Origin of the sequence: Dyadobacter jiangsuensis, assembly GCF_003014695.1 — a bacterium.
Lineage (GTDB): Bacteria > Bacteroidota > Bacteroidia > Cytophagales > Spirosomataceae > Dyadobacter > Dyadobacter jiangsuensis.
This window is the reverse complement of record NZ_PYAS01000002.1, coordinates 556,177-568,846: the sequence shown is the minus strand read 5'-3', so window position 1 is coordinate 568,846 and position 12,670 is coordinate 556,177. Positions and strand designations below refer to the sequence as shown.

Sequence of the window (12,670 nt, the reverse complement as noted above, 5' to 3'; positions counted from 1 at the left end):
GTGATGTCATGCTGAGCGGAGTCGAAGCATCTTGCAAGATGCTTCGACTCCGCTCAGCATGACAATAGTATTAACTATACCACTTTCCCCATCACATACATTTCCTCCATCGTTGGGGTTGGGTTGCCGCCTTCTTTTTCCAGGGTAATGGCAAATGCGGCGGAACCGGCTTTGGTGTTTTTCATTTTAAGGACTTTGCCTGTGAATGCATTGTCGAGCATACCAATGTCGACAGGCTTACCATCCACGATGCTCCAAAGCTGGTATTGCTTACCCTGGGGCGCGGCGGGCAGGTTTTGCACGTCGATCAGCACTTCGTTGGTCTGCGTGTTCCAGAATGCGGAAACGGCGCTTTCGGGCGACTTCTGCAATCCTGCTAAATGCACGTGTTTGTAGGTCGGGTTGCGGAACAATGCGGCCACGGCCTCGTTGTATTCAGTCTGCGCTTTCATTGCCGCCATATCGGCCTGCATACTTTCCACTTTCGCTACCGCCGCGTTGCTGGCATTTTTCATGTCGGTCATCTGCATGGCCGACCACCCCGCAAAAAGGGCGAGTAATACCGCGGCTGCCACGGCCAGTTTTGCCCAGCCAGGCGTTACTACCTGTGTTTCGACGCGGTCGAATGCATGGTCGATCACGCGTGCCTCCGGTTGTGCGGGCGTAACCGGCGTTGCCTGCGCGCCTGTGGCGGCGTCCGATAACGCAACGGTTTTGTCTTCGGCTATATCCGCGGCCCGGGATTCCTCCTCGGCCGGCGTTTCGAAATTCATTTGCGCAAAAATCGACTCTTTCAAAGCGGGCGGAGGTGTTGCCTGGTGTTTCAGTGCATATTCTTCCAATGCACTTTCGGTACGCAACAGCTCTTCCTTGATTTCAGGGTAAATATGCGACATACACTCCACCTCCTGTTTCTCCTGGGGAGTAACAGTGCCCAATACATATTCCTCCAATATACCGGACTCTATATAGGCTTGGATATTCATACTGCAAAGTAATGTTTTAACTCTTGTAAAGCGGTGCGGATCCGCGATTTCACGGTGCCCAACGGTATGCTCAGTTCTTCGGAAATCTCCTCATGCGTGTAACCCTGGAAATAGGCCATATCGATGAGTATCTTCCGCTCGGGCCGGAGCATGTCGACGATCGCCTTCATGTCCGAACTGATTGTTTGTGAATCTTCGTACGTATCCTTCTCATTCAGGACCACCGTGTTTTCAATATCATCCATTGCCGGCTTCCGGCCCTCCGCCCTGACTGCGTCTATCGCACCATTGCGCGCGATATTCATAATCCATGTAAACAATCGTCCTTTCTCGGGGTCATAGGAAGCGATATTCTTCCATATCTTCAGAAAGCATTCCTGCAATACATCCGCGGCTTTCTCCTCATCCTTCAACGTTTTTGAAATGATATTAAACAAAGCTCCTGAGTAATGATCGTACAGGAATTCGAAGGCGCTTCGCTCGTTTCTTTTAAGAGCTGACACCAATTCCTCTTCCGAGTATTTTACCTTGCTGGTCGCCAAGAGTCGCTTAACATTTAATTGTAAATTACTTACTGGCAATCTAGTAAATTTTCCTACACGCCTGGACGGGCCATACCAAATTATTGCCTCAGCGCCATTCAAGTAGGAAATTACCAAAGAGGGGTAGATTGCCTGCATTCGCGGTTGTCTGTCTAAGTTCACCATCGTAGTGTGCTTTTCTTCATATACGAAATATACGAACAGCACTCCCCGATGGATCGACAGCCCAGCTACTTATACAAAATACGTGCCTCACTTGCGGAGGCTTTCTACACGCCAGAGTGTGAGGAAGATAAAGAACATAATCAGGCTGAGGAGGTAGATCACATTGCGCGAATCGATGAGCCCTTTCCCCAACGCCTGGTACTGAACGTCCAGGGCTATACCGGAAAGGAGATTAGCCGCGAAACCATCGCCGAACATGCCCGAAACGGCCCCGAAACCCACATACCAGATGAATGCGAGGAAGACGCCGAGGATGAATGCGACGATCTGATTATCGTTCAACGAAGAAGCCCAGATCCCCATCGCTACCAGCACGCCGCTAAGCAGCAGCAGGCCGAGGTACGATCCGGCCACCGCAGCGGAATCGACGTCGCCGACAGGGTTGCCTAGTTTGTAAACACTGTAATAGTAAATGAGCGTCGGCAGTAAGGTGAGCACTACCAGCACCCAGTTCGCAAAGAACTTCCCGAGAACCAGATCGATATTACGAATAGGCTTGGTCAGGAGCAATTCGAGTGTGCCATTGCGCGATTCCTCGGCCAGCGAACGCATGGTAATAGCCGGAATGAGGAATATCAGCACATAAGGCGCCAGACCGAAAAACGAGCCGAGGTCGGCATAACCATAATCCAGGATATTGGAATCCGGGAAAACCCATACTATCAGGCCGATGGCCGTCAGGAAGACCGCCATCACGATGTAGGCGATCAATGAGTTGAAAAAACTGGCTACCTCTTTTCGGAAGATTGCTAACACTATTCGGGAATTTTAAAGAGTCTTTTCAGGAATCGGTTACTCGAAAACCGGCTTTTCCTTCCGCATGATGGCGGCGATGATCAGCGAGAAAATGAAGCCCATGATCAGGTATCCGAAAATGACCGTCACGAACATGATACCGGGCGACATGAATTTCTGGGACATTTCCAGCGCCTGTTCGATCTGCGCGTCGTCCATTCCCTTTCCTTCCAGCTCTTCGCGCATCTGGTCGAGGCTCTGCGTGAGCATATTCGAGTCGATAAACTGGATATAGAAAATCGTAAATGCCGAACTCAGCAGGCCCAGCACTCCGGAAGTAAGCGAACCCAATCCCAGCCCTTCGCCATAGCTGATAAAACCTCCATTCTTCTCGCGAAAATCCTTCATCGCCAAAACGATCGCGATGATCATGAAAGCGTACGTTACGGACGCCAGTAATCTGTTCGACCCGAGTCCGGCCACATACAGGACCGTCGAATACACCATCGTCACAACGGCGGCTAACAGGCCATATTTCAGGGCAACGCGAGCGGTAGAGGTTTTTTCTTCCATGAAGGTTTAAGATTTGTTGTTTTGCATGATGCTGTAATCCTGTTTTCTCAAAATCAATGAAATCACCAGGATCGGGATAATCGCCATGACTGTTTTCTTTCCTACTTCATCGGTGATGATTTCCGAGGTAGCCATATCTCCCACACCATTGTACATCTTCTGAAACTCGGCCTCCCCGATATTCTTGACGAGCTCGGCTTTGCCTTGCAGCATCAGGTCCTTCATCTGGGCAATATATGCGGTAAAAACAGCAGGGTCAACGTAAGTTACAAAAAAATAGATCAGCCAGCCGGCGATCAATGCACCAACGGTATTTACAACGTAACCGATGGTTAATGCTTCCCACAAATGCAAAAAGCCGTTTCCGACTTTCTTACGGTAGTACCAGCAAGCGCCCGCAATGAGGATAATATGGATACCGATATCCATCACTTTGTTATTCCCCAGCGGCACAATGCCCATCGCGTACAAGCCCAGGAAAAACGCAAAGACCAATATGCCCAGCGCCAGCCCGAACAGGAGCGACAGTTTTAAAATAGGTTTATTAAAATAGGCTATAATCGAATTCATTGGAACCACTCCTGTTTACCGTTGTTGATCACCCCTCTTACTTTCCCTCTCAAAGTCTGTCCCAGGAACGGTGTATTCTTGGATTTGGAGTAACTTCTGCCGAATAGCCACTCCGCATTCGGATCGAAGAAGGTGAGATTGGCCGCAGCGCCTTCCGCTACGTTCACCTCCGGCAGGCGCAGAATACGACGCGGCTGTGCGGTCAGTTTTTCTACGATATCGTCCACCACCAGGCCGCTATGCATTACGGACAATGCAAATGCCGTTTCCAAAGCGGTAATACCAAAATCGGCATGATCGAATTCTAGGTTCTTGCTTTCCTCGTCGTGCGGGTTATGGTCTGACACGATGGCGTCGATGGTACCGTCCGCCAAACCCTGGCGCAATGCCGCGTTGTCTTCCGGCGAGCGGAATGGCGGGTTCACTTTCAGGTTGGTATCAAACCCAATGAGGTCCTTATCTTCAAATGCCAACTGGTGCGCTGCGATATCTACCGAAACGGGTAATCCTTTTGCCTTCGCTTCACGGATCAGTTCTACACCACGCACGGTCGACAGCAGCGACACATGCAGTACCGGAGCAGTGGTGTCATAAGTATTTTTCTCTAATGCGTATTCGAGCAGTTTCAGGTCGCGGATAAGCATCATCTCTTCTGCCAGTGCCGGCATTCCTTTCATGCCTACGAGCGTACTCGTCACGCCCTCGTGCATCTGCCCGTAAAGCGTGAGCTCGCGATCCTCCGGACGGTTGATGAGCAATGCATTCAACGGACGCAGGTACAGGATGGTTTTCAGGAGCAAATCCGCATTCTGGACCGGGCTTTCACCGTCTGTAAATGCAATGGCCCCTGCCTTGTGCAAATCCATCATTTCGGTAAAATCGACGCCGTCGGCTTTCTTCGTTACTGCCGCCGCAGGGTGCAGCGTTACCAGTCCGCCGAAGCTGCTGTGCCGAATGTAATTGAGCGTGTCCTTCGTATCGACCACCGGCTGCGTATTCGGCAGCAATACAACTTCCGTAAACCCGCCATGTGCCGCAGCTTCGCGCACCGAATGCAAATCTTCCTTATGCTCGAAACCGGGGTCGCGCCCTTGCACGCGCATATCGACCCAGCCTGCGGATACGCAAAGGCCGGTGCCGTCCACCACCTGCGCATTGCCTGCACCAAGGTTGTCACCAATTTGTTTAATCTTCCCGTCCTCGATCAGGATGTCTTTCACCTGACCATTGAAGGGAGATTGCTTATCAATTACCCGAACCGAGCTAACTAACAATTTCATATTTATTTCAAACTAAACACCGGAATGCAACATCGAACCGGTTTCAAAAAAAAAGCTCCGAATGGAGCTTCAAACCTAATATCAGGCACCTATAAATTCTTTATACTGCTCTGCGGAAAGCAGCCCGTCTTCATCGCCGGGATTCGCCAGACTGATTTTCACCATCCATCCGCTGCCGTAAGGATCAGAGTTTACAAGTTCAGGCTCGCCGTCGAGGTCGGGGTTTACTTCAAGCACCGTACCTGCAACCGGGATAAAAAGGTCGGATACCGTTTTCACAGCTTCAACCGAACCAAAAACATCCCCTTTGCCCAACGCTTCTCCTACGGTGTTAATGTCCACATACACAATGTCACCTAATTCATTCTGGGCATGTTCGGTAATGCCAATAGTTGCCGTATCCCCTTCAATACGAATCCATTCGTGATCTTCTGTGTATTTCAGTTCTGATGGAAAATTCATGATAAAATCAGGTAAGTAGTGAACATCTTTGGAGCGCAAATTACATGATGTAAGCTGTATTTTCCAAATCAAAATGTTATTCAGCCAAATTGAACTTCAGCTGCACGCCACCGGCCGTACTGGCGCGGTAGAATGAGTTGGAAACCAGCGGGTCGTTGAACGTGCGATCGAAATAGAATTGTACGCTTAAACGGTTGTTGACCATGTAATTTACCGTCGGACGCAGCTGGAAGTTGATGTTTCCGGCGATCGGGATATTCTCGCCGTCGAACTTCCGCTGGATCGAGCGGGTATCACGGAACGTCATCGCTAGCTGCATTGTCATATCGTTTTTCAGCTTCTTCTTCACGCCATTGATCTTGAACGGCAGCGGCACATTGTTTTTGGTAAAGCCAATGTTAACCGTAATGTCCTGGTTGAAGAGCTCAGCCACCTGCGAGTTCGAGAGGTTCAATGCGATGGTGCGGTCGCGGTTGTATTCCACGCGCGCGGTTACCCGGCTCTGTGTGCGCATCTCCACGCCCACGAGCGGCTGGAATTTCTCCGAAAGCGTAATGGTGCTCATCGCAAACACCGGAATGTACTGTCCAAGGTCATTCAGCCTCGACGACAGCGGATAACCCGTCACGGCCAGGTTCACATAAAGCGCCTCATAGTCGAGCGACGACGTGAAGTTACCGACACTGTAATTGGACATATACTTATGCCGCAACGTAAACGAGCTGAACAACCGCTTGAACGCCGGGATCGACGAAAGGCCGGTATAGCTCAAATCCCAGTTAGGCATCGGGAATTTCAGGAACGGGTTCGTGCGCACCGTTTTCGGGTCCTTACCGGTATAGGCCGCGAAGAATGCCGAAATCAATACGTCTTGTGATGTTTCGTTGTATTCGCCGCCGCTGTTGTTCTCCGCATTCAGACGGTCGCGCAGGATAGCCCGGTAAGCACGGAACTTATCGAACACCGGCGAAGAGTTGTCTCTCCGCATTTTGGCAAATGCCGTCCTGAACGACATGAACGACATGCTGAACTGACCATTCCGCAGCGGGCTTTGCGATGCAAAATTCCCGGATGAATCGGGCCGGTAGAATTCCTGGTAAGCATCCTGCCGCGTCAACCGCGCCTCGATGATCAGCCTGAAATCCTTGAACGGCTCCAATGTGGTATTAGCCGAGAAGTTCTTCGCGATGGTTTGCTGGAACGGCATATTCTGCTGCTTGCTTTTGGTAATCCAGCCTTTTTCCGCCGCTTTCATTTGGAAATTCCTGTCCTGCTGGCCTAATACGAAGCCTAATCCCGGCGCATTGGCATTATCGAGACCGAAGTATTTAGGCGCTCTCAGATAGCCCGGCAACGCGGTTGTTTCCAAAACCGAATAGCTGACGTTGATACCGCGAACGGTCATTAAGGCCCTTGTAAGGCTCTTCACAATGTCGGTCGTGCGCATATCGATGTCCTCAATATCCCCCGGGCTACGTGCAAAATTCTTTCTCGCAGCAGATGGTGTGTTCGCGAATTTGAGGTAGCGCAGCTTGTTATAAAGCAACACAAAATCCACTTTCCCGGTAACGCCCCGCTCGCGGCTGTTACGGATAATGTCCCCAAACGGCAGCCCCGTCGTATCTTTCAGGTTCAATGCATTGGCCTGGTAATTATAGCCAATGGAATGCTTGTAATCTGCCGACATCCAGTCCAGAACCGGAATTTTGTCGAGCGGCAGACGGTATGTCAGGTCAATTTTCTGGTCAAAATTCTTGATACGCCCCAGCTTTTTGAAATTACTCCAAAGCGAGTCTTTCTTCGCGCCGGTGTTGATATCCCCCTCCGGCTCGTCGATAATCGAGTTGGCGGTAGCGGCATAGGTCAGCGTCATGTTACGCGTCAGGTTCCAGCCGAAATCGTAATAGCGGTTGAACCAGAAATACTTTTCATACAATGGCTGAATACCGTCGGTAGTCAGGTCCGCATTGCGTAGCTGCGTTTTCAGGAAGCGGCGATCCACGTCGGTACGCAACGACACCATATTCGGTAGGAGTGTTACATTGAATTCCTTGATAAACTCTGCCCAACGGCCGGTCGCTTTCCATTTTTTGAATGGCTCGATAGCCTTCGGCTGGCTGGCATACATGTACGAAATACCGGCCCGGTAAGCACGCTGATTGTATTCCTGCGTCAGGATATTCCTTCGCTTATCATCACTGAATGCATAACTGAATGCGAAGTTCTCGAAATCAAAGAAATGGTTTTTCGCCCCTGGTTTGGTCTTGATCTTTCGGACGTTCGAGAAGTTAAACCCTCGCTTGACGGCATTTTCTTCCACCATTCGCCTGTACCCGTCGCGTTCTTCGTCCGTTCGGAGGTTATCCAGCGAGGTACTCAACGGCGTATCCGGATCGAGCGGGTCGAAATGCGGTTTCACATTTCGCCGGTCATAACTCACAAATAGCGGTATCTGGAAGCCCCAGTTGGCGGGCAATAATTTATCCAATGCAATATTGGAAGAAAACCCATATTCCGAGGTGAAATTACGGGTCCGCTCACCGATGCGCTGCTGCACGGTCCCGAAACCGAACGTCTCGATCCGTCCGGATGCGGTTAATGTCGCAAAGTCGGCCAGTTTCGCATTCAGCTGAGCGATGGCCGCCATACCGCCGGTATCGTCGAAACCTTCTACGTGCATTTCATCCACCCAGATACAAAACGTCTTCGCGCGCTCATCGACCGACTTCGGATTGCGCATACCGATCATCATCACTTTCACGGCGCTCAAATCCGGGTTACCCACCACGGTCAGTTTGTACCTCCTGTCGGAGCTAAACACTGTGAAAGGCACACTCAGGTTTTTGTCGATTTGCCGGTTGCGTTGCGCCTTGGCATCGATCAGATCCGCCAATGCAATGTTGACCTCGTTGCTCTCCGGCCATACTTCTGAATCGGGGCGGTCTCCCGGCCTGGTAGCTTTCAGGGCCGAAAGGTCAATTTCGTAATAGTTTTGGGTGAGGTCGGTACCGATTCTCATAAATGCACCTACCATGTTGTCTTCGTCCTGCTCGTTCTGCATGTGTACGTACATGCGCAGGCGCTTGCGGAAAAGCAAGTCGAGGTTCACATTTTTGAACACTGCCCGTGAGTCCCCGTCACGAAGGCCCGTCACACAAAGGCTCATCGACTGCTCATTGAGCAACAACGGCGGGCGCTGGGTGTTGTCCTGATCCCGTTTCCAGGTAGGAGGAATTTTGTATACATACTTATTCGTGGCTCCATTGGCCTGGCCATTTTCCTCAATACTCACGGTACCGACCGTAAATTTCGCGTCATACGGCTCCGGCACTTCCTGCAAACCAGGCGAATCGAGGTTGTAGGTGTATTTGCGGTATTGCTGACCTACCATTTGGAGCTGTGCAAAACGCAGTACCACCGGCTGTTGGAAGTCGGTCAGATACATACGCATGAAGCGGATCGACTTGAAACCATTCATGCTTCCTACCATTCCCGAAAACTCCTTAATAGGAACGCGGAAAAGGTACCAGCTCTGGCCGTCGTCGGTATTCACCGTTTTATCAACAATATACCCATTACCCACAGCAAGCTGTCCCGGTTTCAGGTCTATCTCATATTCGTAATAGGATTCATTGTCGTTGATCGTGTTGTCGACGTTCATATCCTCGCCATCGGGGATGTTGGTCGATGCCGGTGTCACATCCACTGATCTCCCCTGGCTTTCGGGCGAGTTGTTCTCCATCCCGATGTAATTCTTGTAACGCTCCAGAACTTTCATTTCGGCAGCGTCAAGATCTGCGCCCAGGAAGAACTGGAAATCGTCGCCCGAAGGGTCTGCCAGGATTTTGGCCCGTGCTTCGGCGGTCAGGTTTGCGGGAAGACGGTCGATGAAGGTCTTGAAGAAAGCACGTTCTTCCTCGTTCGTTAATCCATCCAGACCGACGTCCTGCTTCTGGCGCGCACCATCCTCATTGCTGAATGCATTGATCAGGTACTGTGATTTGGTAGCATAGCCCCATGCCGTCGAGTCGACATTCACTCCCACCTGCTTGGGTACAAGCGGCAGCCCATTTTCAAAGTTGTAGCGCTCATCAGGAATTACATCTTCCGAAATATCCCCGAGGTTAAATACCAGCTTTCCGCCGGTGGTATTAGGCTGATTGGCAAAACCGTCCCTGATAGCACCTTTGGGGTCATTGATAAATGGATCGAGCATCCAGAACTCGATGCTTTCGATGTTGGCATTATCAAAATCGTTGTCGGAAGTAATCGCACGGCTCAATGCCCCGAAATTGTTTCTGGGGGTTTTCATGCGACCATCCGAGTTGAGATCGGTGTTATAGTTATACATTCCGCGCTCGCTTGGATAGTAGGCAATATCCAGCACTTGCTGCGGATACGTCACCAACCCGGCAATAGCTCGGTTCGGGAAGATCTGATTAGGCAGGTAGAGCCTCTCGTAATAGAACTTCCTGTCGTCGTCAGTGAAGTTGGTAGGTGGCTGATATCCTCCACCGAGCCCCTGCGCTCCGCCGAAGATATTATCGACGGTATAGGCCGAAATCTTGGCACGTTTGTAGCCGTAGTTCAGATCCTTACCTGTAAATCCATCCCTGAATTTGGTAGGTACTGCCGCCAGGCGCCATTTTTGAGGCTGGCGAGCCAAATCGTACACCGTACGAGCGGCTTCGAAATCGTCCACCAGCGAGCGGTTGTTCACATCCTTGGAAACACCTGGAAGTAATTTGGCAAATTCCCCCTTGAACTGGATCGACGACATTTCCTTCGTTTGTATCAGCGGTAATGCGTCCAGCCACTTGGTGAGGAACGGCGCATCCTTGCGGAAATTCACATCGAAGCCAAGCATCGTATTGTTCACAGGCTCGTTCCCGATGGATACCCTCGAAAGGAAGCCCGCGGTACGCTCTTTGTATTTCATGGCCGTCAGACCGACACTCAGATTGCGGTTAACCAGATAGTCGAGACGTGTACCAACCAAAGTCCTGATCTGGTTCTGGAACATGTCCGGGCGCTCGTACTCGATCACGATCTCGCGTCCGGAAGCCAGGACGCTGGAATTCAAAATCCGCACACGACCGATCTGCGCTTCCACGATGTAATCGGAGCCCGGAGAAAGCGGGACACCGCCGGAAGTCACGGTTACCGAAGTTTCCAGCACACCGAATGGCAGCTGCACCTCGGCTCCCCCACTCGATTGGTAAGCACCTTTGATGAAAAACTTGTTGCGCTCCGAAACCTGCTGCGCGTCGATCATCGTCGTGCGATACAGTTCGTTGAACACATATTTGTTGCGATAAACGTCCTCGCCGGGGCCGAATTTTTTGGAAAGGTTGCTACCAAATGGCTCCAAAACTGGGAATATGATACGCCCGGTTTTGCTGTCCATAGTAATACCGTCCACAAAGTCGAAGTTACCGTCGGGTTGCAAGTCATTAACCGGGTTCAGGCGATCGAGGCCGGAGAGGCGGATCAACGGGATGTTTGCAATGCTACTTTCCTGCAAGTTAGGGTTGTCGATACCGGTCTGGTCATCTTTATAAATCACCCTCAACTGGAAGCCCTGCTTGTCGATCTGGCTGGTACCGAGCGAATAGATGTTTTTCATCATCAGATCCCACATCGGCAACTTGGTGTTGTTGCGGATTGTCGATGATTTCAGCAATTTCAGCGCGATTACTTCATTGTCCTGCCTGGCCTGGTAATCCTCGGTAAGCTCTCCCACCTTGAATGCACGCCCATTCAGGGTATACTCATAAGAAACCGCAAGGACTTCGTCGTTGCGGAGCGCGTTCGTCAGCGAGATATAACCCAGCTGCGGGTGGAAAGTATAATCACGATCGAGGATCAGTCGCTTCGCGCCGCGCAGCAATTCATAATCGATGGTTTTTTCAAGGCCTAAACCAGCAATTGCCGAATTGGTATTGTCGACCTGGCGGAAAGCGGTGTTGTCCGATAGTTTCTTGTAAAGTCCGTTGGCGTCGTTGCTCGCCGGCGACGTTGAACGCACGGGCTGCAAGTTGGGGTTACCGGCACGGTACGGGGCAGGCTCGCCTAAATCAGCAAAACCGACAATGTTCCGCAGCGACTCGGTAGTGGTTGTCCGGTTGGTCACATAAACTTCAAGACGTGTCACGGTCACGCCGGAAGTAATCGTGGGCGTGTTTTGCAGCGAGCTTTCGTAAATATTCCGGAAATACTGAGAAAGGAAGAAGTTACGGTTCTCATCGTAAGTATCGGCGCGTAACTCGAAATCCCGGCTTTGCGCACCACCACGTAATGTGATCCGTTCTTTACTGGATTTCTGTTGAGACGCAACAAATGTTGCATTCAACCGTCCGAACTGGAATTCGGTCTTCAAACCAAACAGGTTCTGAACACCCGGGATCAGCTGACTGTTAATGGCCCAGTTGATGTTACCCGCCTCAATTTTCCGGATAAAGCTTTCTTCCGGATTCTTATAGTTCAGCTTGATCGCATTCTCGAAGTTGAAGTTGGCTTTGGTGTCGAAGTTGGTCTGAAACCCTAGCTGATCACCAAGCTTGGCATCAAAGTTGATGTTGATCTGCTCATTGAAAATAAACTGGGTATTCTTGCGCTGACGAATCGGAATGGCGGGGTTATCGAGGAACTGGTGCATCAACCCGAGGTCCAGCGACACGAAACCGGTGGGTTTGAAATTCACGAAATCATCCCCGAGCAATTTGGTAAGGCCCGGCGGCAGATCCAGCTTGGGCAGCAGGCCGCGCGCGCCCATGGCGCTGTTGCCGTCTTGCCTGCCCGCGTACTCGCGCAGGAGGCTTTTGAATGCACGATCTTCCTGGATCTTGTCGTACGTTTCGAGATCCATGCGCTCTGGGTAGCGATAGTTCAATGTACCTCCCGGCATAGCAATGCCTGGCGTAGGACCACCGGGTGCGGCGGTACCCGGAGTCTGAATTTTTTCAGTCACCGCAACTTTCCCTGCACTGTCGAGCGTAATGGTTGTCGAGATATTGCTCGGCTCCCGCAGATAGAATGGCGAACGCGGCCGCGGTTCTGTGATCCGGTTGGAATAGTAATCCTTCCATCGCATGATGAGCTGGGAGCCCGATCTGTCGATGTTTTTCTTGGTGGTATCTTCTTTAAGCGTGTCGGCAAGTAGGGCCCATTCCTGTGCCTGCTCCGAATATGGTTCGTCCTTGCCGCCGGAAACGTTTACGAGTAACGCTGCGCCGGCCGAAATGCTTAATACCTTAAAAAGAAATGAGTAAATCGTTGATGACAAGGTAATATACTT

8 protein-coding genes are annotated in these 12,670 nt (G+C 51.0%); all 8 read right to left on the bottom strand.

Annotated elements, in window-relative coordinates:
• Positions 1 to 74: 74 nt before the first annotated feature.
• The 8 genes from CLV60_RS05700 to sov all read right to left on the bottom strand — a co-directional run bounded on the left by CLV60_RS05700 (position 75) and on the right by sov (position 12,658).
• A complete protein-coding gene (locus tag CLV60_RS05700; RefSeq protein ID WP_106594388.1) occupies positions 75 to 986 on the bottom strand; it encodes an anti-sigma factor in 912 nt (303 codons plus the stop codon).
• The gene (locus CLV60_RS05695; protein ID WP_229210828.1) at positions 983 to 1,528 is read right to left on the bottom strand and encodes an RNA polymerase sigma factor; all 546 of its coding nucleotides are present in this window, start codon (positions 1,526 to 1,528) and stop codon (positions 983 to 985) included. Before CLV60_RS05695 ends, CLV60_RS05700 begins: the two co-directional genes overlap by 4 nt.
• A 252-nt stretch (positions 1,529 to 1,780) precedes the next feature.
• Complete coding sequence (gldF, locus tag CLV60_RS05690; protein ID WP_106594387.1) at positions 1,781 to 2,509, bottom strand: gliding motility-associated ABC transporter permease subunit GldF; 729 nt, start codon at positions 2,507 to 2,509, stop codon at positions 1,781 to 1,783.
• 36 nt (positions 2,510 to 2,545) lie between these two features.
• On the bottom strand, positions 2,546 to 3,061 hold the full coding sequence (locus CLV60_RS05685) for a DUF4199 domain-containing protein (RefSeq protein WP_106594386.1): 516 nt from the start codon (positions 3,059 to 3,061) through the stop codon (positions 2,546 to 2,548).
• Between the two features lie 6 nt (positions 3,062 to 3,067).
• Positions 3,068 to 3,631: a DUF4199 domain-containing protein gene (locus CLV60_RS05680; RefSeq protein WP_106594385.1), complete on the bottom strand. Its 564-nt coding sequence runs from the start codon at positions 3,629 to 3,631 to the stop codon at positions 3,068 to 3,070.
• Positions 3,628 to 4,911, bottom strand: coding sequence for a dihydroorotase (locus CLV60_RS05675; protein WP_106594384.1), 1,284 nt, complete (start codon positions 4,909 to 4,911; stop codon positions 3,628 to 3,630). Before CLV60_RS05675 ends, CLV60_RS05680 begins: the two co-directional genes overlap by 4 nt.
• 81 nt (positions 4,912 to 4,992) lie before the next feature.
• A complete protein-coding gene (gcvH, locus tag CLV60_RS05670; protein ID WP_106594383.1) occupies positions 4,993 to 5,373 on the bottom strand; it encodes a glycine cleavage system protein GcvH in 381 nt (126 codons plus the stop codon).
• Positions 5,374 to 5,449: 76 nt separating this feature from the next.
• The gene (sov, locus tag CLV60_RS05665) at positions 5,450 to 12,658 is read right to left on the bottom strand and encodes a T9SS outer membrane translocon Sov/SprA (RefSeq protein ID WP_106594382.1); all 7,209 of its coding nucleotides are present in this window, start codon (positions 12,656 to 12,658) and stop codon (positions 5,450 to 5,452) included.
• Between the last annotated feature and the right edge of the window lie 12 nt (positions 12,659 to 12,670).

Bases quoted from the DNA above. Each gene is read 5' to 3' on its own strand.
- CLV60_RS05685 (WP_106594386.1), bottom strand. From the start codon at position 3,061: ATGGAAGAAAAAACCTCTACCGCTCGCGTTGCCCTGAAATATGGCCTG.
- gcvH (WP_106594383.1), bottom strand. From the start codon at position 5,373: ATGAATTTTCCATCAGAACTGAAATACACAGAAGATCACGAATGGATT.
- CLV60_RS05680 (WP_106594385.1), bottom strand. From the start codon at position 3,631: ATGAATTCGATTATAGCCTATTTTAATAAACCTATTTTAAAACTGTCG.
- CLV60_RS05700 (WP_106594388.1), bottom strand. From the start codon at position 986: ATGAATATCCAAGCCTATATAGAGTCCGGTATATTGGAGGAATATGTA.
- CLV60_RS05675 (WP_106594384.1), bottom strand. From the start codon at position 4,911: ATGAAATTGTTAGTTAGCTCGGTTCGGGTAATTGATAAGCAATCTCCC.